We start from the raw sequence: 20,809 nt of genomic DNA on the forward strand, positions 1-20,809 counted from the left end.
CCTCGATGAAGCGCATGTCCCTGTCGATCGCCCTCGTCTCCAGCCTGATCGCCGCTTCGGCGTTCGCCCAGACCGCCGCCCCCGCCGCGACCGCGACGCCGCGCGTCGACCAGCGCGAAGCGAACCAGCAGCAGCGCATCGCCAACGGCGCCGCTTCCGGTCAGCTGACCGCCAAGGAAACCCAGCATCTGGAGAAGGAACAGGCCCGCGTGAACAACGCCGAGGCGAAGGCCAAGTCCGACGGCGTGGTCACCGCCAAGGAACGCCGCCAGCTGCAGCGCAAGCAGGACGTCGCCAGTGCCGACATCCGCCGCGCGAAGCACAACAACCGGACTGCCGGGAAGTGATCGCCGGCTGAGTGTCCGAGCGCGCCACCCCCGACTGGGCGCCGGAAAGCAAGAACGCCCCTCGGGGCGTTCGGTGCTTGTGGGCGTCGGGTCTGTCTTGCGGTGCTGACGCGATGCCGGCGTGCCATGCCGGCGCGATGCCGGCGCTGAAGCGATCAGCGGTCCGCGTCGTGGTCAGTCTCGACGTCCTGATCCTCGTCGCCTTCGGCGTCCTGCTTCCATTCGAGCGCCTGCTGGTAAAGCGCCTTGCGCGATTCTCCCGTCAGCTCGGCGGCCAGCGCCGCGGCCTGCTTCAGCGGCAGGTCGCGCACGAGCACGCGCAGCGTGCGCAGCGCCTCGTCGGGCAGACCCTCGGTGGCGGACGCCGCCGGCGCCGCATGCAGCACCAGCACGAACTCGCCGCGCTCGCGCTGCTTGTCCTCGGCCAGCCACGCGGGCAGCGTCGCGCACGGCGCGGTATGGATGGTTTCGAACTGCTTGGTGACCTCGCGGCACACCGTCAGCGTCTGCTCGGGCGCGAGCTCGGCCAGCAGCGCGATCAGCTCCTGGATGCGATGCGGCGCCTCGAACAGCACCTGGCTGTGCGGCGCGCCGGTCAACGCCTGCAGCGCGGTGCGGCGCTCGGCGGCCTTGGTCGGCAGGAAACCCACAAAGCGGAAGCCTTGCGCCCGCGCGTCCCCGGCGACGCTGAGCGCCGCCGCGGCGCTGCTGGCGCCGGGCAGCGGCATGACGCGCACGCCGGCCTTCGCCGCCGCGGCGACCAGCACCGCGCCCGGGTCCGAGATCGCCGGCGTGCCCGCGTCGCTGACGTAGGCGATGCGCTCGCCGGCCAGCAGCCGCGCGACGAGGCCTTCGGCCGCCTGCTGCTCGTTGTGCTGGTGCAGGGCCACCAGCGGCTTGTGCAAACCGAGCCAGCGCAGCAACTGAGCGCTGACGCGCGTGTCCTCGCAGGCGACCGCGTCGACCAGGCCCAGCACGTGGATCGCGCGCAGGCTCAGGTCGGCGAGGTTGCCGATCGGGGTCGCGACGACGTAGAGCGTGCCGCCCGGGTGTTGCTGATGACCGGCCGCGGCGGAAGCGGCGGCGATCAGCGAAGCGGACGGGGACGTCGACATGTTCAAGAAATTCTCCAGGGGAAGCACGGGCGCCACGGACGCCGTGGACAAGCAGGCGCGCGGTGCCGAGGCCGAGCAGCGCGCCCTCGACCATCTGCGGCGGCAGGGTCTGCGGCTGGTGGCGCGCAATTATCGGGTGGCGCGCGGACCGTCCGCGCGCGGCGGCGAGGTCGACCTGATCCTGCGCGACCGCGACGGCACGCTGGTGTTCGTCGAGGTCCGCGCCCGCGAGAGCGATGCGCACGGCGGCGCGGCGGCCAGCGTGACCCGGGTCAAGCAACGGCGTGTGATCTTCGCGGCGGAATGTTTCCTTCGCACGCAGCGCGTCGTGCCGCCGTGCCGGTTCGATGTCGTCGCGATCGATGGCGACCGCATCGAGTGGCTGCGCGGCGCGTTCGACGCGGCATCGCCGTGGTCGCGGGACGGCTGGGCGCCCGATTGATGACGGTCGCGCTGGCGCCGGTGGCACCGCCGTCCGCCTTTATCATCCCCGCACCTATGTTGGAACAACGCATACAACAACAATTCTTCGAAAGCGCGGACCTGCTGTACCAGATCGCCGAGGGCCTGTCGCGCCCGCTGGCGGTCGCGGCGCAGATGATGGTGGACGCGCTGACGGGTGGCGGCCGCGTGCTGAGCGCGGGCCTGGGCATCTCGGCCGCGGACGCGACCTACATGGCCTCGCTGCTGTCCGGCCGCTTCGAGCAGGAACGGCCCGGCCTGGCCGCGATGGCGCTGGACGCGCAGGCGCAGGGGTATGCCGATCCGGCGTCGGCGTTGATGCGTCAGATCCAGACCTTCGGCCATCCGGGCGATCTGCTGCTGCTGTTCGAGGCGCAGGCCAGCGGCGCCGCCGCCGCGCTGCTGCAGGTGGCGCACAACCAGGAGATGAGCGTGATCGTGCTCAGCGGCACGCAGGACGACGAGTGGCGCGGCACGCTGCTCGACACCGACGTGCAGCTGCGCGTGCCGCACAGCCGCTTCGCGCGGGTGGCGGAGGCGCACCGTCTGCTCTCCCACTGCCTCAGCGACGCGATCGACCTGCAACTCCTCGGCGCGGGCGAATGATGCGGACGTCGATCCGGCACTCGACCCCGCGCTCGACCCCGCGCTCGACCCCGCGCTCGACCCCGATCCTGAACCCGACGGCGATGCCGACGACCCCCTCCGACCTCTCCGACATTTCCAAGGACCTCCGCATGACGACCCAGACCCGTTGGAACCGCCGCCTGATGCTTGCCGCCGCGCTCGGCGCCGCCCTGCTGCAGACCGCGTGCGTCCCGCTCATCGTCGGCGGCGCCGCGGTGAGCGGCGCCCTCGTGGCGACCGACCGCCGCACCTCCGGCACGCAGCTCGAGGACCAGGGCATCGAGCTCAAGACCTCCAACCGCATCCGCGAGCAGCTCGGCGACCGCGTGCACATCAGCGTCAACAGCTACAACCGCATGGTGCTGCTGACCGGCGAGACCCGCAACGACGAGGACAAGGCCGCCGTCGAGCGCATCGCGCAGGGCGTCGAGAACGTCAGCAGCGTGCTCAACGAGGTCGGTGTCGGCATGCTGAGTTCGCTGTCCAGCCGCGCCAACGACGTCGCCATCGCGGCCAAGGTCAAAGCCAGCCTGGTCGATGCGAAAGATCTGATCTCGAACGCGTTCTACGTGGTGGTCGAACGCGGCAACGTGTACATCATGGGCCGCGTGACCGAGCGCGAAGCGACCCGCGTGACCGACATCGCGCGCGGTGTGCGCGGCGTGCAGAAGGTCGTGCGCGCGATGGAGATCATCAGCGAGGCCGAGCTGGCCGCGATGGGTCAGGCGCAGCAGGCCAAGCCCAAGAGCAATCCTTGAACGGCCGCGCTTGAACAGCGCTGCTTGAACGGGACCGGCGGCGCGATCCGCCGACCGTTTTCTCTCCTCGCAGGGACCGCACACGCGGTCCCTTTTTCATGTCCGCGACGCCTTCCCGGAAAAAGGGGCGCATCAGTGTCGCGACCTCCGTGGGCGGTGCGATCTCGACTCGTCGCTTTCGAGCATTTTTGCGAGTCCTTTGACTTGCCTCACACATGAAGGCATTCGCTGCTGACGGATCGGTCAGTGCTCCCCATCATCGCGCCTCCCTCAACAGGCAAATCGGAGGCCGAGTCGATGTACTTTCCCTATCTCCATGGCAAACAGAAGGAGGTGCTGGCCTTGCGGCACCTCGCGCCGCTGCTCGGGTCGGAAGGCCGGGTGCAGCCAGTGCTGGAGCCGGTGCGCCAGGCGGCCACCTCGGTGCGTCACACGCTCGAGGCCTGCGAGACGCACCGGCTCCAGGTCTGGCTGGTGGTCAATCCCGTGCGGCAGGATTTCGAACTGCTGCCGCCGGCGCAATCCTTGGAATGGGGCCGTCAGCTGTTCACGTCGTTGCCGCAGCGGCAATGGATCCATCCGACCCTGATGCTCGGCCCGTCCCTGACGCCGGCCGTGATGCGGCGCTTCGTGCAGCTGTTCGGATCGCGGCCGCTGGGCATCGTCGTCGGGCCGGATGCGCCGCCGCTGCCGGACATGATGGCGCTGCTCGGCGGCGCGCAGGTGCGGATGGTGTTCTTCAAGGACATCGAACCCACGTCGGCGGCGCGCGCGGCGGTGGGCGCCGCCGGATGCGTCTGGGTGGAAGACCGCCGGCTGCCGGAGAACCCGGAGCTGCGCGTCAGCGAGCGGCACCTGTTCACCGATCGCGCGCTGACCTTCCGCAGTGACGGGCTGGCCGGGTTCTCGGACTACACGACGCTGCCGTCGCGCCCGGAAGCGCCGGAGCTGCCGTCGCGGCTCGCGGCCTTCCGGCTCAGCTGCCTGCGCACCGCGCCCGCCTCCGGCGAGTTCTGGATCGAGCACTTCATGGGCGGGCGACTCGGTCCCGAGGAGGGCGGCGCGGATGCCCGCTTCCGCCAGGCGCTGCAGGCCTTCCATGCAGCGCTGGACCGGACCGACGTCAGCTTTGGTCCCACCGAGGCCGTGCGGCGTTACCTCACCGGCCTCATCGACGGCATCGTGCCGACACGGGCATTGAGCAAGCAGTGGGAGGTGATGCACCACCTCGAACTGGTCAGCGGCGTGCTGGCGGGACGCTTCCCGGCGACACCGGCGGCCGGTGTGCCGGACAGTCTGCTCACGACGCCGCCGCGCTCAGGCGCACTGGAATCCCGCTAAGCACCGAGGTGCCCGAGACCGGGTCCCGGGCCTCGTCGTCCAGCAGCAGGTTCATGTTCACGCCCGGGTGCAGGGCCGCGACCGAGAGCCGGCTGCCGGTGAGGTCGTGGCCCCAGCCATGCGGCAGGCTCACGACGCCCGGTCGCATGTCCGCGCTGAGCGTGATCGGCGCGATCAGGCTGCCGCGTGCGTTGCTCAGGCGCGCGGCCTGGCCTTCCGTCAGGCCGGCGCGGGCGGCGTCGTCGGGGTGGACCAGCAGCGTGCAGCGGTCCCGCCCCTTCGCCAGCACTGGCAGGTTGTGCATCCAGCTGTTGTTGCTGCGGGTCTCGCGGCGGCCGATCAGCAGCAGCTCGTCGCCGGTCGGATGGCGCAGGGCGGCATCCGCGTGGACGAGGTCCGCCAGCAGCGCGGCCGGGGCCAGCTCGATGCGGCCCGAAGCCGTGCGCAGGACTTCGGGGATTCGCGGCTGCAGTTCGCCGAGGTCGATGCCATGCGGCGCGGCGCGCACGCGCTCGAGCGTGAGTCCGTCCGGCTTCGCGCCGAAGCCGTCGCCGTACGGACCTGAGCGAAGGCCCAGGTCAAGCCACCGCGCTGGACCCGAGCCGCCGTCCAGCATCGCGAAGATCGTGTCGGCGTGGTCGCCCGCCTGGCGCTTGAGCTCGCCTCGAAGCGCCGCGTCGTCGAAGGCTTGCAGGTCCGCGTCGGCCGGCTGGCCCGCGGCGATCGCGGCCAGTCGCAGGAGCGTCTGCCACTCGGCGCGGGGCGCCTCGGAGGGTGCGCTCCCGTTGTCGCGTGTGTCTGTATCGGCAGGCATCACCGGGCCGGACCAGCGCGCGTGATTGCGCCAGGACAGCTGAGCGAACACCATGTCGTAGTGCCAGTCCTCCAACGGCGAGGGCGGCGGCAGCACCAGGTCGGCATGACGGCTGGTCTCGTTGATGTACGGATCCAGGCTGACCATGAAGTCCAGGCTTTCGAGCGCGCGCGCGAGCCGTGCGCCGTTCGGCGACGAGAGCACGGGGTTGCAGGCCACGGTGATCAGCGCGTGGACCTGGCCGTCGCCGGGCGTCTCGATCTCTTGCGCGAGGCAACTGATCGGGAACTCGCCCATCACCTCGGGCGCCTTGGCGACGCGGCTCTGGCGGCGGCCGGTCGCGACGCCCTTGCCCTGGCCCGGCCGGCCCATCGTGTTGGCGGCGAAGGCTGCGGCCTTGGGGAACATCAGCCCGCCTTCGGTGTCGAAGTGGCCGGTGACGATGTTGAGCGCGTCGATCAGCCAGCTGTTCAATGAGCCGAAGCGCTGCGTGCAGGTGCCGAAGCGGCCGTAGAGGACGGCCTTGGGCGTCGTGGCGAACTCGCGCGCGAGCCGCCGTTGCGCGTCCGCGGAGATGCCGCAGTGCGCGGCGCCGCGTTCAGGCGGGAAGTCGGCGACGGCGGCGCGCAGCGCGTCCAGGCCCTCGACGTGATCGGCCATCCGGCCCAGGGTCGCGAGTCCTTCCTCGAACACCGTGTGCAGCAGGCCGAGCAGCAGGAAGACGTCTCCGCCGGGGCGGATCGCAAGGTGCTCGTCGGCGGCCTGCGCGGTCTCCGTGCGGCGCGGGTCGATGACGATGATCCGCCCGCCGCGCGCGCGCATCGCCTTGGCCTTGCCGCGGTAGTCGGGGCTGGTCCACAGGCTGCCGTTGCTGACCATCGGATTCGCGCCGAGGCAGATGAACAGGTCGGTGCGCGGCAGGTCCGGCACCGGGACGCTGAGCCAGTGGCCGTACATCAGCCCGCAGGCGAGCTGCTTGGGCATCTGGTCCAGCGTCGAGGCCGAGAACAGGTTGCGCGTGCCCAGCGCGCGCGCCAGGTGGGGGAAGTAGCTGAACAGGCCGATCTTGTGCGAAGCCGGATTGCCGATCGTCAGCGCGACCGAGTCGGCGCCGAACTGCGCGCGCAGCGGCGGCAGGCGCTGCGCGATCTCCTCGAAGGCTTCGTCCCAGCCGATCGGGTCGAAGCCCGAGCGGTCCGCGCGGCGGCGCATCGGCTGGCGCAGGCGGTCGGGATCCTCGTGCAGGTCCTTCAGCGCGAAGCCCTTGGGGCAGATGTAGCCGTGGCTGAACGGGTCCGCGTCATTGCCGCGAATGGACACGATGGACGTGCCCTCGGCGGATTGGCGGGTGCGGATCTCGAGGCCGCAGCAGGCCTCGCAGAGCGGGCAGATGCGGGTGTGCGTGTGTTCGGTGGCGGTGGTGTCCGCGGCGGCGTCGATGGCCATGGCTGTCTCCCGTCGTTTGTGGACGATTGTGGGAGTCGTCGTGTGCCCTCGTGGTCATGTACGCGACAGCGGCGTGGCCATCACATCTGCCGGAACAGATGGGTGTAGCTCTCCGCGACGATCAGGGCGTCCTCGCTCTCCTTGAGCTTGACCTGCATGCGGCCGCGGAAGTCGCGCGACACGCCGGCGACCGCCGCCGCGTTGACCAGCGTGGAGCGGTGGATCTGCCAGAACTGCTGCGGATCGAGTTCCTCGACCAGTTCCTTGAGCGGCTTGCGGATCAGCGCCTCGCCCTGGCGCGTGGCGACCCGGGTGTATTTGCTGTCGGACTGGAAGTACAGCACCTCGTCGACGGTGATCAGCTTCAGCGTCTGCCCGACCGACGCGTTGATCCAGCGCAGGTACTGCCGCTTCGTGGTCGCGCCCGCCTGTGCGCCGAGCTGGCTCAGCACCGCGCTGAGGTCGGCGGGCGGACCCGCCAGGCGCTGCTTGATGCGCTGGATCGCGGTGAACAGGCGTGCCGGCTCGAGCGGCTTGAGCAGGTAGTCCACCGCGCCCTCGTCGAAGGCGGCGACGGCGTACTGGTCGTAGGCGGTGACGAACACGACGTGCGAGCGGCCTTGCACCTGGCGCGCCACGTCCAGGCCGGTCGCGCCGGGCATCTCGATGTCGAGGAACAGCACGTCGGGCTTGACCTCGTGCAGCAGGCGCAACGCCTGCACGCCGTCGGCGGCCTCGCCGAGGATGTCCAGTTCCGGCCAGAGCTGCGAGAGGCGCTCGACGAGTTCATGGCGCAGCGTGGCTTCGTCCTCGGCGACGACGGCGGTCGGGTGCGGGGTCATGCGGGCAGCTCCAGCGTGAATTCGGTGTCGTCGGCATTGCTGCGGCACTGCAGCCGCGGCGGCGGCGCGCCGGGTGCGCGTTCGAGGCGCTCCAGCCGTTCGCCGAGCGCGTGCAGCGCGGCTTCCTCGCCGCCCAGCCCGCCGCGGTCGAAGGATAGTCGCAGCCGCAGGCCGCCGCCGGGCGCTTCCTGTGCGCTCAGCCGGGCCTGCGACGGCAGCCGCGTGGTGTCGCGCAGCATCAGCTGCGCCAGCGGCAGCAGCAGCATCGGCGGCAACGGCCGCGTGGCGAGCCACGCGGACCACTCGGTCGACAAGGGCAGCAGCCGGCGATGGCGCCCCGCGACCACGGCGAGGTAGCTGTCCAGCAGCGCCGCCTCCGAGGCCAGCGTCACGCCGCGATCGCGCAGCCGGGGCAGGGCCACGCGCAGGTGGCGGATCAGACGCTCCATCTGATCGGGCGCCTCATGGTCGGCGCGTCCGTAGGCGCGTTCGATGTCGACCAGCGTGTCGAACAGGAACTGCGGCTCCACCTGCGCCTGCAGCGCGGCCAGCCGCGCGGCGACCGCGTCGCGCTGCATCGCGCTCTGCTCGCGCAGCAGCGCCTCCAGCCGGGCGCGGGTGTGGCGACGCCGCATGACCATCTCGATCCAGGCCACGGACAGCCCGGCGTTCACGCAGATCGACAGGCTCTCGCCGATGAAGTTGAGCGAGCGGATCGGCAGGTAGGGCCCCTCGCCCTTGCGTTCGCGCGCCAGTTCGGCGATCGAGGGCAGGTGCAGCAGCGGCATCAGCTGGCTGTAGAGCAGCTTGGCCAGCAGCGCGCCGATCACCACCGCGGCGCCCAGTCGCGCGATCCGCCAGCGATCGTCCAGCGCGCTGCGCGCCGCGGGCAGCCAGGTCAGCAGCAGCGCCAGCGCCACCAGCAGCGGCGTCGCCATCTGGTTGATCAGCGCCGCCGGCCAGCGCGGGTTGTCCATCACGTAGAAGATCGAGGACACGTCCAGCAGGCCGAAGAAGATGCCCATCAGCAGGAACCACGACAGTTCCTCGCGGCGCAGCGAGCGCCACGACTGCCAGACGTGGGGCAGCCAGGCGGCCGCGCTCATGGGGCGGCCCCGGCCGTGGCCGCGGCGTTTGCCTGCGTCGCGGACGGCGGGTGCGACAGCGGCGACGCGCCGCCCAGCGGCACGCGCACCCGCGCGACCACGCCGCGCGGCGCCGCCGCCTCCAGCTCCAGGCAGGCCTCGCGGCCGTACATCGCCGTCAGCCGCGCCCGGGTGTTGGCCAGGCCCACGCCGCTGCCGCCGCTGGCGGCGAAGCCCTGGCCGGTGTCGCGCACCTCCAGGACCAGGCCCTGGCCGCCGGCGTCGCGCCGTGCGGAGATGTCGATGCGGCCGCCTTCGGGCAGCGGGGACAGGCCGTGCTTGATGGCGTTCTCCACCAGCGTCGGCAGCACCATCGGCGGCAGCGGCGTGGCGAAGAGCGCCGCATCGGCCTCGATGTCGAAGCGCAGCCGCTCGCCCATGCGCATCTGCAGGATGGTGAGGTAGCTGCGGGCGAGCTCGAGCTCCTGGCCGAGCGTGGACATGCCCTGGCGCATGCTGGGCAGGGCGGCCCGCAGGTAGGCGATCAGGCTGCCCATCATGTCGCGGCCGCGTTCGGGCGCGGTCTCGTAGAGACGCTTCACGTTGGCCAGCGTGTTGAACAGGAAGTGCGGCTCGATCTGCGCATTCAACGCGGAGAACTGGGCCTCCATCTGCTGGGCCTGCAGCCGGTCATGCTGCCGGGCCAGTTCGGCGAGGCGGGCCTGGGCGCTGCGCTCCTCGCGCACGCCGTGCAGCAGCGCGGCAAAGAAGCCGCCCAGCACCAGCCACAGCAGCGAGGTGGACAACACCCAGTCCCAATGCAGCGGCGCATCGGGAGCACCCAGGTTGGCGACCTTGTAGCGCAGCAGCGTGCCGACGGTGGCGCCCGCGGTGATGGCGACGGCGCGAAAGCCGACCGGCCACCGGGTCCGCCAGCGGGTGAGCAGGGCCTCGGCCAGCGCCAGCGCGGCCAGCACGCTGAGCGCGGTCAGCAGCGTCTGCCGGGTGAAGCGCAGCCACTCCATGAGCCAGTCGGCGATGCCGTCGTCCTGCGTCATCCAGGTGAGCGATCGCGAGCCCGCCATCGCGAGGCAGAAATAGAAGCACGCCGCGATCATGCGCAGGTTGAACAGCTGCAACGCCGCGTCCCGCGCCGAGCGGCGGGGCTCGGACGGTTCACCTGCGGGCGGGACGGAGGACGCATCGGACATGGGCGGGATTCTGGCCGCCGGTCGCGGGAGCCGCCAGCGGGCGTGCGACGAAGCCGTCCAGGGTCGGACGAGTCCGGCATCCGTGGGGCGGACGCGGCACGGGCGCTGCACGGACGCGGCATACTCGCCGCCCATGAAGATCCATATCGGCAATGGTGTCCGCCTGTTCGTGGACGTCGAGGGACCCGGCCTGGTGCCGGACGGGGCACGGATGCGGGAGAAGCCGACGCTGATCTGCATGCATGGCGGGCCGGGTTTCGACCATGCGGCGTTCAAGCCGGCGTTCAGCCAGTTGGCGGACCTCGCGCAGATCGTCTACTACGACCATCGGGGCCATGGCCGCAGCGATCCGCGTCCGTCGTCCGAGTGGACGCTGGACATGTGGGCCGACGACATCGTCCGCCTGTGCGATGCGCTGGGCATCGAGAAGCCGATCGTGCTGGGCCAGTCCTTCGGCGGTTTCGTCGCGCAGCGCTACATCGCGCGGCACCCGGGGCACGCCTCGAAGGTGATCCTGTCCAGCACCTCGCACCACATGGGGCTGGCGCGCAAGCTCGATGCCTTCGAACGGCGCGGCGGCCCCGAGGCCCGCGCCCTGGCCGAGGCCTTCTGGAGCCGTCCGACGCGCGAGACCTTCGAGGCCTACTGGGCCGGCGTGCGCCATCTCTACAACACGCAGCCCGCGGCCGATCCGGAGGCGGGCGGCCGCACGCTGTTGAACCTGGACATCCTGCTGCACTTCGTCAGCGGGGAGAAGCAGGACCTCGGGCTCCTCAAGGGGCTGGAGAAGGCGTTGTGCCCGGTGCTGGTGATGGTGGGCGAGGACGACCCGGTCTGCCCGCTCGAGGACGCGCTGGAGATCCACGACGCGCTGCCCGCGCAGTGGCGTCAGCTGGCGCGTTTCCCGGGTGTCGGGCACGGCGCGTGGCGGGACGACCCGGTCGCGGCCTTCGCGGTGCTGAGGAAGTTCATCGCCGGGTGATCGGCGGGTGAATCGCGGGCGACCCGGTCTTGCTCGCGGGAACGGGCGGACGTGAGGTCCAGCGGCCGGCGAAGTGCCGCTTGCCGCTCAGGACGCGACCAGCGCCTTGAGGTCGCGCTCGGCCAGCGTCGCGTCGCCGAGGTTGAGCTCGATGACGCGGCGCAGGTGGGTGATGCTCTCGATGTCGATGCCCAGGCAGAGCAGCCCGGCGCGATCGCCCTCCACGTGCGCGAGCTGGGCCGCCATCGTGATGCGGCCGTCGTGCGGCGCCAGCGGCAGGTCCAGCAGGCACAGCGCGCCGGGCTCGACGTCCGAGCCGGGCGGCAGCAGCAGCAACGCGCCCTTGAGCGACAGGTCCAGCACCTGCACCGGCAGGCGTTGATCGACCGTCACCAGTTGCGCCGGACCGGCGAACGCGATGCGGGAGAAGTGACGGCGTTCGGCGGCGCTCATGGTGTCTTCCGGGTGAGCCGGCGGTCAGAGCTCGGCGTAGATCGTGCTCTTCTCGATCGCCTGGTGCAGGCGCGAGGGCGCGAGCGGTTCCAGGCCCATCGTCTCCAGCAGGTACCACGAGGCGCGCAGCAGCGCGGACGTGGCCTGGCGGAGTTCGGTCGACTCAGGCGTCTCCGCGCGGGACAGCATCGCCTGGAGCTGACGCGGCTGGTTGTGGCCGGCCACCTCCGGCACCTGCGACGGGACATGCGCCTGGGTCAGCCGGCCCAGCAGCTGCTGGACCTCATGGCCGTGCTCGGGGGACTGGATCAGCCGCGCGAGGTCGCCCAGCAGGCGCTCGCCGGCGGCGGCCAGCAGCTGCGCGGAATGGTCCGCGCCGCCGCCCACGTAAAGCGCCGACGCCATGTCCAGGTACTCCAGCGCTCGCGCCAGACGGGGCAGATCACTGCTCACTGCATGTCCTCCTTGATGCACTCTTGTCACGACTGCGTTTTGCATGCATCGCCGCTCCTTGTTCTGGAAACCGGTTCCCTCTCGACGGCGTGAAGGGGAGTGTATCGGCGCGCCGCGGCGCTGCGCACACCGTTTGTCACGGCGGCGGGTAGCATCCATCCGTTCGGAGGGCGGGCACTTCCTTTGCCGTCCCACCCGACCCGGCGCGGGCGACGCCATCACCCGACGCCATTCAGACTTACCCGGAGATTCACATGGACCGTCATGACATCCCCACCGAGGGGCTGATCGATCTCAGCGAGGCGCCGTCGATGCGTACGCGCCGCGACGCGCTGGGACGGCTGGGCCGCTATGCCGCCGCGGGGCTGGTGCTGCCGCCTGGATTGGCCGCGCTGCCGGCGCTGGCCGCCGACAACGAGGATGACACCTACGACCAGGACTCGGTCCTGCATGAGGCGACCGAGTTCTTCGGCGAAACGACCGAAGGCCTGGCCAAGGTGATCGAGAAGGCCTTCAAGGACCAAGGGCGCCCGAACGCCTACATCAAGGGCCAGGAAGCCAGCGGCGCGGTGACTGTCGGCCTGCGCTACGGCGATGGCCAGCTGATCATGAAGCGCGGCGGCGGCGGCAAGGTCTACTGGGCGGGGCCGTCGGTGGGGTTCGACGTCGGCGGCAATGCGTCGAAGGTCTTCACGCTGGTCTACAAGCTGCCGAAGGCCAGCGCGATCTATCGCCGCTTCCCCGGCGTGGACGGCAGCCTGTACTACATCGGCGGCGCGGGCGTGAACTACCAGCGCGCCAACGGCATCACGCTGGCGCCGATCCGGCTGGGCGTGGGACTGCGCGCCGGGGCGAGCGTCGGCTACGTCCACTACCGGCGCGAGAAGTCGATCAATCCGTTCTGAGGTCGGAAGGCGGCCGGTGGCGGTCGCCGGCGCTCGGCCGGCGTTCAGCCGGTGCGCAGCGGCGCGCCTTCGCGCTGGCTGCGCGCGAGCGCCTGCTCGGCACGACCGAGCAGGCCGCTGCCGGTATCGCCGGGACCACGCCAGGCCGTGAGGCCCATGCTGAGCGGACCGGCCGCCGGTTGCTGCTGCATCCACACCGCGCGGAAGCGCTCGCAGACCTTGCGGCCGGTGGGCAGGTCGACGTCGTGCAGCAGCATGAGCATGGCCTCGCCCTGCCCGAGCGCGAGCACGTCCTGTGCGCGGCACTGCTGGCGCAGCATGTGCGGCAGCGCGCCAGCGGGCGCGCGTGCCGCGCCCAGCGCCACCAGGCACCAGGCCATGTCCGGGGAGTTCTGCTGCTGGCGCTCGACGAGCCGCGCGAGCAACTGATCGCGCGAAGCCAGCGGCGAGGACGCGCCGGACTCGATGGCCAGCAGATGGAAGCGCTTGAAGTGGGCGAGGGCGACGTTGAAGTCGCCATGCGCCTCGGCCAGGGCGCTGAAGGTTTCCTGCACCGGCGCGTGGTTGTCGCCGTGGATCTTGCGCAGCTCGTCCAGACGAGAGCGCGCTGCGTCGAGTTGGCCGTCCAGGATCAGACGACGGGCATCGGCGCAGCCTTGTTCCAGATCGCCCAACGTGTTGGGGCTGGACCGCAAGACCTTATCGGGAGTCATAACCGAAAAGAATAGCGTCCGCTATCCGACCAAACTATGGGGCCAACCCGGGGAAACGTCGTTGCAGTCGCATCAAATGGTGTGCGCGCTGCAAGTGCGTGCTTACCGGTGGACACGTGGACCACTGCTTGGTGACGAGCGGATGTGGTGATCGCGACAGCTGAAGGATCGGTGCGGCAGGCGGAGCGGATGACGATCACGCGTCGAGGCCATGACGCATTCGTGGATGAGGGACAGGACGCTGGGCAAGGCGGGACTAGGATGGTCCGCGACCCTTGTGTTGACGCTGATGGAGACCCCCGCATGACCCAGCAGACCGTGCCCCCGTCCGTTCCTTCCACCGCGTCCGCGGCCTCGTCGCCACTGCCGCTGCAGGCGACCGCCGAGACGCTCCCGCCGCAGGACATCAGCGCCGAGGTCCTGCTGGAGAAATACGCGAAGGACGGCGAACGCAACCTCGAGGAGGTGCGGGCGCGCGTGGCGCGGGCGCTGGCGGTGGCGGAGTCGCCGGAGCAGCGCGCGCACTGGGAGGCGAAGTTCCTGGCGGCGCAGCGGCGCGGTTTCGTGCCGGCGGGGCGGATCGCCTCGGCGGCGGGGACGGCGCTGTCGGCGACCTTGATCAACTGCTTCGTGCAGCCGGTGGGCGACGCGATCGCGGAGGAGGAGGACGGTCATCCCGGCATCTACACCGCCTTGACCGAGGCGGCCGAGACGATGCGGCGCGGGGGCGGCGTCGGGTACGACTTCTCCCGGATCCGACCCAAGGGCGCGTACGTGAAGTCGACGCAATCGAGCGCGTCGGGGCCGGTGAGCTACATGCGGGTGTTCGACCGCAGCTGCGAGACGGTGGAATCGGCCGGCTCGCGGCGCGGCGCGCAGATGGGCGTGCTGCGCTGCGACCACCCGGACATCGAGGAGTTCATCCACGCCAAGGACCAGGGCGACCTGAAGAACTTCAACATCTCGGTGGGCGTGACGGACGCGTTCATGGAGGCGGTGGAGGCGGACGCGGACATCGAGCTCGTGCACAAGGCGACGCCGGGCGACAAGCAGCGCGCGGCCGGCGCGACGCAGCGGGCGGACGGCGTCTGGGTCTACCGCCGCCTGCGGGCCCGCAAGCTGTGGGACCAGGTCATGCGGTCCACCTACGACCACGCGGAGCCGGGGGTGCTGTTCCTGGACCGGATCAATGCGGACAACAACCTGCATTACTGCGAGTCGATCAGCGCGACGAATCCTTGCGCGGAGCAACCGCTCCCTTCCTACGGCTGCTGCTGCCTCGGCTCGATCGACCTGACGGTCTTCGTCAAGGACGCGTTCACGGCGAGGACCTCGTTCGACGAGGCCGAGTTCGCCGATGTCTGCAGGACCGCCACCCGCATGCTCGACAACGTGCTGGACGTGACCCCGTGGCCGTTGCCGCAGCAGGCGCGCGAGGCCGCCAACAAGCGGCGCGTGGGGCTCGGCTTCACGGGCCTGGGCGACACGCTGGTGATGCTCGGCCTGCGCTACGACGGCGAGCCCGCCCGCGCGATGGCGCGCCGCATCAGCGAGATCATGCGCGACGCCGCCTATGAGGCGTCCGCCGACCTCGCCATCGAGCGCGGCGCGTTCCCGCTCTTCAACGCCGATCTCTACCTGTCGGGCGGCAACTTCGCGTCGCGGCTGCCGCCGTGGCTGAAGGACAAGATCCGCGCGCAGGGCCTGCGCAACTCGCACCTGCTGTCGATCGCGCCGACCGGCACGATCTCGCTGGCCTTCGCCGACAACGCCAGCAACGGCATCGAGCCCGCGTTCTCGTGGAGCTACACCCGCAGGAAGCGCATGCCCGACAACTCCTTCAAGGAGTACGCCGTCGAGGACCATGCCTGGCGGCTCTACCGCCACCTGTTCGGCGCCGACGCGCCGCTGACCGACGCCTTCGTCACCGCGCTCGAGCTGCAGGCGTCGGACCACGAGGCGATGGTCGCGGCCGTCGCGCCCTACGTCGACACCTCGATTTCCAAGACCGTCAATGTGCCGGCGGACTATCCCTACGCCGACTTCCAGGATCTCTATCGCCTGGCCTGGAAGAGCGGGCTGAAGGGCCTCGCGACCTATCGCCCGAACAGCGTGCTCGGCGCGGTGCTCAGCGTCGAGCCGATCGCCCAGCCGGAGCCGCTCAAGGCCGACATCGGCCCCAACCAGCGCTTGCGCGTCGAGCGCCTGCCCAAGCCGGTGCTTGCGTCGCTGCGCTGGCCGAGCCGGCCCGAGATGCCGGGCGGCAATCCGGCGTGGTCGACCATGATCCGCCACCCGCATGGCGACTTCGCGCTCTTCGTCGGCGAGCTGCCGGCGGAGGGGCCGGATGCGGGCCTCTTCGGCCGCACGTTGCCGTTCGAGGTCTGGGTCAACGGCGCGGAGCAGCCGCGCGGCCTCGGCGCGCTGGCGAAGACGCTGTCGATGGACCTGCGCGCCAATGACGCGGCCTGGCTGCGTCTGAAGCTCGACGCGCTGGCGACCGTCGCCGAGGAGCGCGCGTTCGAGATGCCGATGCCGCCGCTCGGCGAGCCGCGGCTGTTCCCGGGCGTCGTCGCGGCGACGGCGGCGGTGATCCGCTGGCGCTGCGAGCAGCTCGGGGCTTTGCAGGAAGGCGGTCCGACGCCGGTGCTGGACGCGATGTTCTCGCGCGAGGAGCCGCGCACCGGCACGGCCGGGACGCTCGCCTGGGCGGTCGACGTCGACAACCCCGCGACCGGCGAACTCTTCACGCTGACGCTCAAGGAGGTGAGCTTGCCCACGCCCGACGGGGGCAGCGTCACGCGGCCCTGCGCGATGGGGTTCTCGGGCAATTACCCGAAGGCGCTCGATGGACTCGCGCGTTTGCTGTCACTGGACATGCGCGTGCTCGATCCGGGCTGGATCGGCATGAAGCTGCGCAAGCTGCTCAACGTGGGCGAGCCGCTGGGCCATTTCATGGCGCCGGTGCCGACGCTGTCGGGGGAAAGACGGCAGCAGGTGTGGCCGTCGACGGTCGCGTATGTCGCGCGCCTGGTCATCCACCGCTACGCGATGCTGGGGGTGCTGGACGAGCACGGTTATCCGCTCGTCGACATGGGGCTGATGCAGCAGGCGCCGGCCAGGGGCACGGGAACTGCCACGGGGGCGGCGCGCACCGCCTCGGAGGCCGGCGGCATCATCGCGATGGCCGGCAAGAAGTGTCCCGAGTGTGGCAACGCCACGCTCATCCACCGCGACGGGTGCGAGTTCTGCACCGCGTGCGGGTTCGTGGGGCAGTGCGGCTGACTGCCCCTTCCCGACCCGACGCCAGGCTCGGGGCCTGGCGCACTGGCGGGCGTCACGCCTGAGGCGGTGCCAAGCGCTTTGCCAGGCGTTGTGCCTGGCGTTTTATGCCTGGCCTTGCGGCTTGTCGTCCGCCGGAGCGTTGCCTCCGGCCGGTGCGCCCTGGGCGTTCGGCTCATCCGCCGGGGCGTCCGAGCCTGCACCGCTGGCCTTGCGATGGGCCTTTTCTTCCTTCTTCTTCTTCTTGGCCAGCTCGCGTTGGCGTTTTTCGTATGAGTAGTTGGGGGTAGCGATATCGGCCTCCGATAGGTTGGGGGTGATCGATGAGCCTGACGTTTCCGCCATTGCGCGAATCCGGGCGAGCTCCTGCCGGTGGACGTTGGTCCCGGTGGTGGTCAATCGAAGGCCGCCGCCATGCCATTCCAGCCAGTCCAGATCGACCAGACGGTCGATCAGCTTCTCCGGGATCTCATTGGCCTGACGCCGCTGGAGCGCGTCGACACTCTGCCGCAACGAAGCACGGAGCTCGTCGAGGGTTTGTGGGACAGGCATGGTGCTCCTCCTCCGAAATCGCCCCGCGACATGCGGTTCGAACAGATTCGCCAAGCAATCAAGGCGAGGACTTGCACGGCTTCCGACAGGAGAGACGAAGCGAAGACTTCGGGATGACAGGCTCACGGTCTATCGGCTGATCGTAGCGCAGACCGTGCGCGAACCTTTTTCGCGGAAAACGAATCCGTTAAGACGGCGTTTGCGTACAGCGTTCCAGTGAGGCCTTCCGGCCTTGCCGCCAACCCTGAGGAGCTGCGATGACCACCTTGTCCCCCCGCGCGAAATCCCCGACGTCCGTCTTCGTCCTGCTGGCGCCCGTCGCCCTGCTGGGCGCCTGCGCCATGTCCGGCCCGTCGGGCTCGAACGCCCCGGCGTTCTCCCAGGCCGGCCTGCCCGCCGCCGTGCAGGTGCCTGAGGGGCACAAGGTGTCGATGGAGACCGTCGGCGTCGGCAAGATCACCTATGAATGCCGCGCGAAGAAGGACATGGCCGGGCAGTTCGAGTGGGTGTTCGTCGGCCCGGACGCGACCCTGAGCGATCGGCGCAGCACCGTGGTCGGCAAGTACTACGGCCCGCCCGCCACCTGGGAAGCCCGCGACGGTTCCAAGGTCACCGGCACGCAGGTCGCGGTGGCGCCGGCGTCCCCGGGCAGCATCCCGCTGCAGCTGGTGAAGGCCAATCCCGCCGTCGGCATGGGCGCCATGCAGGGTGTGAGCCATATCCAGCGCGTGGCCACCAAGGGCGGCGTCGCGCCGCAGACCGCCTGCGATGCCGCAGGGGTCGGGCAGAAGCAGGTCGTCGACTACCAGGCGGACTACATCTTCTGGGCGCCGGTGGCGATGCGCTGAAGCCGGTCCGTCGGGACTTCCCTGTCCCGTAAGAGAAGGATGTCGAGCGGGGCCGCTCCTGACTATGCTTCGCGCACCGCCGCGGTGCTCGTGGCGGGCGCCGAGGAGGTATCCATGCCGGCTCTCCGTTCCGCCAGTCCCCTGGCCCGATTCGACTATCCGCACGCCGCGCGCCGCGAGATGCTGGCCTTCCTCCCGCAGGACTGCCGACGCGTGCTGGACGTCGGCTGCAACACCGGCGCCTTCGGAGAGGCCGTCAAGCAGACCCGCCCCGGCACCGAGGTCTGGGGCGTCGAGCCCGACGCGGGGGCCGCGGAACGCGCCGGTGCCCATCTGGACCGGGTGATGCAAGGCTTCTTCGATCCGATGCTGCCGCTGCCCGAAGCCCATTTCGACGCCATCGTCTTCAACGACGTGCTCGAGCACATGCCCGATCCCTGGGCCGCGCTGAACCTGGCCGCGCCGCTGCTCGCACCGGGCGGCGTGGTGCTGGCCTCGCTGCCCAACCTGCTGCACCTGGACACGATCTGGCCGCTCGTCCACGACCGCGACTTCCGCTACGAGCCCTGCGGCGTCCGCGACCGGACGCATCTGCGCTTCTTCACCCGCACCAGTGCGCAGCGCATGTTCGACGAATGCGGCTACGAGGTCGTCAGCGTCCAGGGCATCAACGAGCAGTGGTACACCTCGTCGCTCAAGCGCCGGCTGGCCTTCCGGCTCTTCGGACGGCAGCTCGAGGAGACGAAGTGGGTGCAGTTCGCCTTCGTCGCCCGGCCCAAGGCGCCCCGACTGGTGTCCTGAACGGCGGGAAGAATCGCCCCACCGCCGACGGGTGACCTCGGCAGCCGCGACAATGCGCCGCATGCGCGCCCTGATCGACCTGCTGATCCAACACGACTTCCTGCTCGTCTTCCTCGTGACGCTGGCCGCGCGCATCGGTGCGCCGGTGCCGGCGGCGCCGCTGCTGGTGGTCGCGGGCGGACTGGCGGCGGCGGGGCGCCTGTCGGCGGTGTCGCTCGTCGTGGCGGCGGTGCTGGCCAACGTCCTGGGCGACGCCATCTGGTTCATCGCCGGCCGCAGCTACGGCCACCGGGTGTTGCGGCTGCTGTGCCGCGTCTCGCTGTCCCCCGACGTCTGCGTCCGCCAGAGCGAGAGCCTCATCGCGCGCTGGGGCGGCAGCTCGTTGCTGGCCGCGAAATTCCTGCCCGGCATCTCCGTCGTCGCGGCGCCGATGGCCGGTGCGCTCGGCATGGGCTGGCGCCGTTTCATCGCCTATGACGCCGTCGCCGGACTGGTCTGGACGGCGTGTTTCCTCGGGCTCGGACTGATCTTCAGCGACCAGATCCAGGACGTGCTGGACTTCCTCTCCAACGCCGGCCTGCTGGCGGTCGCGGCGATCGTCGCGGTGCTGGCGCTCCTGATCGGCAACCGCTGGCGGCGTCGCCGCCAGATGGCGAAGCTGCAGGGCGAGGTCGAGCGCATCAGCGTCGAGGACGCCGCGGCGCTCTGCGAGCAGGACATGGCGCCGCTCTTCATCGATGTCCGCAGCGATCCCGGCCGAGCCGCCGATCCGCGCACGCTGCCGGGCGCGCTCAACATCCCGCTGACCCGCCTGCCGGAATACGCCGAGCAGTTGCCCGACGACCGCCTGCTGGTCCTCTACTGCAACTGCCCGAACGAGGTCTCCGCCATCCAGGGCGCGCATGAGCTCATGAAGCGCGGTCATCCGCGCGTGCTGGCGCTGGACGGCGGCCTGGACGGCTGGCACGAACTGCAGCGGCGCCAGGGACGGGACCGGGGCGACAGCGGCGACGGTGATGCGGCGGGCCAGGCGCCCAAGGTCTCGACGTCACCTGCCGCCGCTCCCGCGGCTCCGGCGGCCCTGCACTCGGCGACGCCCGCCGTCCCCTGATCTGAGGAGGGGCGGCTCCCGCGGCTGGCCCGGCGCTTGCATACTGGCGCCCATGACCGTTGCCGTCCTGCCCGTCGCCTCGCCGGTCCTTGCGCCGACCATCCTCGACCTGGAGGCGTCCGGTTTCGGGCGCGGCAGCTACCCGATCGAGATCGGATTCGTCGAAGCGGGCGGCCTGCCCTTCTGCTCGCTGATCCAGCCCGCGCCGGAGTGGGAGCATTGGGATGAGCAGGCCGAGGCGCTGCACGGCATCTCGCGCGAATTGCTGCTGCGTCACGGCCGCCCGCGTGACTGGGTCGCCGACGAGCTCAACAAGCGCCTGGCGGGCCAGACGGTCTACTCCGACAGCTGGGGCCATGACTACCCGTGGATGAGCAAGCTCTTCGACAGCGTCGGCCGCCTGCCGCGTTTCCGGATCGAGGACCTGCGCCGCCTGCTCAGCGAAGACGAGGCCCAGCGCTGGAACGCCGTCCAGCAGGAGGTTCGCGCCGAGGCGCAACTGCGTCGTCATCGGGCCAGCGCCGACGCCAAGGTCCTGCAGATGACGCTGATGCGCCTCAAGCACGGCGCATCGACGCCGACCGCATCACTGGACGGCCGCGACCCGGGCGACTTCGGCAACTGCGGCTGACCCGCACCGGGCCACGACGTCCGCCGATCC

21 protein-coding genes are annotated in these 20,809 nt (G+C 70.5%); 12 read left to right on the forward strand and 9 right to left on the reverse strand.

All coding sequences use genetic code 11. From position 1 onward, the window contains the following. The first annotated feature begins 5 nt into the window (after positions 1-5). Entirely contained in the window at positions 6-347 is a 342-nt protein-coding gene (locus AC1VNM_RS26440; protein WP_431101721.1) for a hypothetical protein, read from the forward strand. A 155-nt stretch (positions 348-502) separates the two neighbouring features. Here the strand turns inward: AC1VNM_RS26440 and rsmI are convergent, their stop codons facing one another. Then, positions 503-1,462, reverse strand: a complete 960-nt coding sequence (rsmI, locus tag AC1VNM_RS26445) for a 16S rRNA (cytidine(1402)-2'-O)-methyltransferase (protein ID WP_483108889.1) — start codon at positions 1,460-1,462, stop codon at positions 503-505. Between rsmI and AC1VNM_RS26450 the strand changes: the two genes are divergently transcribed. The 4 genes from AC1VNM_RS26450 to AC1VNM_RS26465 all read left to right on the forward strand — a co-directional run bounded on the left by AC1VNM_RS26450 (position 1,461) and on the right by AC1VNM_RS26465 (position 4,650). Next, positions 1,461-1,904 (forward strand): YraN family protein, encoded by a 444-nt coding sequence (locus tag AC1VNM_RS26450; RefSeq protein WP_483108890.1) that lies wholly within the window; start codon positions 1,461-1,463, stop codon positions 1,902-1,904. The genes rsmI and AC1VNM_RS26450 overlap by 2 nt on opposite strands. Before the next feature lie 56 nt (positions 1,905-1,960). Then, positions 1,961-2,530, forward strand: a complete 570-nt coding sequence (locus AC1VNM_RS26455) for an SIS domain-containing protein (RefSeq protein WP_483108891.1) — start codon at positions 1,961-1,963, stop codon at positions 2,528-2,530. Positions 2,531-2,661: 131 nt separating this feature from the next. Then, complete coding sequence (locus AC1VNM_RS26460) at positions 2,662-3,309, forward strand: BON domain-containing protein (RefSeq protein WP_377161572.1); 648 nt, start codon at positions 2,662-2,664, stop codon at positions 3,307-3,309. 297 nt (positions 3,310-3,606) lie between these two features. Continuing rightward, a complete protein-coding gene (locus tag AC1VNM_RS26465) occupies positions 3,607-4,650 on the forward strand; it encodes a sce7725 family protein (RefSeq protein WP_483108892.1) in 1,044 nt (347 codons plus the stop codon). On the opposite strand, the gene AC1VNM_RS26470 is transcribed toward AC1VNM_RS26465, so the two are convergent. The 4 genes from AC1VNM_RS26470 to AC1VNM_RS26485 all read right to left on the reverse strand — a co-directional run bounded on the left by AC1VNM_RS26470 (position 4,610) and on the right by AC1VNM_RS26485 (position 10,048). After that, positions 4,610-6,910, reverse strand: coding sequence for a molybdopterin-dependent oxidoreductase (locus tag AC1VNM_RS26470; protein WP_483108893.1), 2,301 nt, complete (start codon positions 6,908-6,910; stop codon positions 4,610-4,612). The genes AC1VNM_RS26465 and AC1VNM_RS26470 overlap by 41 nt on opposite strands. An 80-nt stretch (positions 6,911-6,990) precedes the next feature. Then, on the reverse strand, positions 6,991-7,752 hold the full coding sequence (locus AC1VNM_RS26475) for a LytR/AlgR family response regulator transcription factor (protein WP_377157594.1): 762 nt from the start codon (positions 7,750-7,752) through the stop codon (positions 6,991-6,993). Beyond that, positions 7,749-8,858, reverse strand: a complete 1,110-nt coding sequence (locus AC1VNM_RS26480) for a histidine kinase (RefSeq protein WP_483108894.1) — start codon at positions 8,856-8,858, stop codon at positions 7,749-7,751. Before AC1VNM_RS26480 ends, AC1VNM_RS26475 begins: the two co-directional genes overlap by 4 nt. After that, positions 8,855-10,048, reverse strand: coding sequence for a sensor histidine kinase (locus AC1VNM_RS26485; RefSeq protein ID WP_483108895.1), 1,194 nt, complete (start codon positions 10,046-10,048; stop codon positions 8,855-8,857). Before AC1VNM_RS26485 ends, AC1VNM_RS26480 begins: the two co-directional genes overlap by 4 nt. A gap of 133 nt (positions 10,049-10,181) precedes the next feature. Here AC1VNM_RS26485 and AC1VNM_RS26490 point away from each other — a divergent pair, with 133 nt between their 5' ends. Then, entirely contained in the window at positions 10,182-11,030 is an 849-nt protein-coding gene (locus AC1VNM_RS26490) for an alpha/beta fold hydrolase (RefSeq protein ID WP_377157588.1), read from the forward strand. Between the two features lie 87 nt (positions 11,031-11,117). Here AC1VNM_RS26490 and AC1VNM_RS26495 read toward each other — a convergent pair whose 3' ends face one another. Further along, a complete protein-coding gene (locus AC1VNM_RS26495) occupies positions 11,118-11,483 on the reverse strand; it encodes a PilZ domain-containing protein (protein ID WP_377157587.1) in 366 nt (121 codons plus the stop codon). A gap of 24 nt (positions 11,484-11,507) precedes the next feature. Then, positions 11,508-11,936 carry a hypothetical protein gene (locus AC1VNM_RS26500; RefSeq protein ID WP_483108896.1) on the reverse strand — a complete coding sequence of 143 codons (429 nt, stop codon included), beginning with the start codon at positions 11,934-11,936 and terminating at the stop codon, positions 11,508-11,510. Between the two features lie 254 nt (positions 11,937-12,190). Here AC1VNM_RS26500 and AC1VNM_RS26505 point away from each other — a divergent pair, with 254 nt between their 5' ends. Further along, positions 12,191-12,841, forward strand: a complete 651-nt coding sequence (locus tag AC1VNM_RS26505) for a DUF1134 domain-containing protein (protein ID WP_483108897.1) — start codon at positions 12,191-12,193, stop codon at positions 12,839-12,841. 44 nt (positions 12,842-12,885) lie between these two features. Here AC1VNM_RS26505 and AC1VNM_RS26510 read toward each other — a convergent pair whose 3' ends face one another. Next, positions 12,886-13,536, reverse strand: a complete 651-nt coding sequence (locus AC1VNM_RS26510) for a hypothetical protein (RefSeq protein WP_377157580.1) — start codon at positions 13,534-13,536, stop codon at positions 12,886-12,888. 321 nt (positions 13,537-13,857) lie between these two features. On the opposite strand from AC1VNM_RS26510, the gene AC1VNM_RS26515 reads away from it, so the two are divergent. Continuing rightward, a complete protein-coding gene (locus AC1VNM_RS26515; protein WP_483108898.1) occupies positions 13,858-16,839 on the forward strand; it encodes an adenosylcobalamin-dependent ribonucleoside-diphosphate reductase in 2,982 nt (993 codons plus the stop codon). Positions 16,840-16,941: 102 nt separating this feature from the next. On the opposite strand, the gene AC1VNM_RS26520 is transcribed toward AC1VNM_RS26515, so the two are convergent. Further along, positions 16,942-17,388, reverse strand: coding sequence for a hypothetical protein (locus AC1VNM_RS26520; RefSeq protein ID WP_431101735.1), 447 nt, complete (start codon positions 17,386-17,388; stop codon positions 16,942-16,944). A 257-nt stretch (positions 17,389-17,645) separates the two neighbouring features. Here AC1VNM_RS26520 and AC1VNM_RS26525 point away from each other — a divergent pair, with 257 nt between their 5' ends. The 4 genes from AC1VNM_RS26525 (at position 17,646) to AC1VNM_RS26540 (ending at position 20,779) form a co-directional block, all read left to right on the forward strand. Next, on the forward strand, positions 17,646-18,236 hold the full coding sequence (locus AC1VNM_RS26525) for a DUF3455 domain-containing protein (protein ID WP_377157576.1): 591 nt from the start codon (positions 17,646-17,648) through the stop codon (positions 18,234-18,236). A gap of 114 nt (positions 18,237-18,350) precedes the next feature. Further along, a complete protein-coding gene (locus AC1VNM_RS26530; RefSeq protein ID WP_483108899.1) occupies positions 18,351-19,037 on the forward strand; it encodes a class I SAM-dependent methyltransferase in 687 nt (228 codons plus the stop codon). 61 nt (positions 19,038-19,098) lie between these two features. Further along, positions 19,099-20,148, forward strand: coding sequence for a VTT domain-containing protein (locus AC1VNM_RS26535; protein WP_377157574.1), 1,050 nt, complete (start codon positions 19,099-19,101; stop codon positions 20,146-20,148). A gap of 52 nt (positions 20,149-20,200) precedes the next feature. Beyond that, entirely contained in the window at positions 20,201-20,779 is a 579-nt protein-coding gene (locus AC1VNM_RS26540; protein ID WP_377157573.1) for a 3'-5' exonuclease, read from the forward strand. Positions 20,780-20,809 lie beyond the last annotated feature (30 nt).

The organism is Mitsuaria sp. MSU3D (assembly GCF_056867975.1).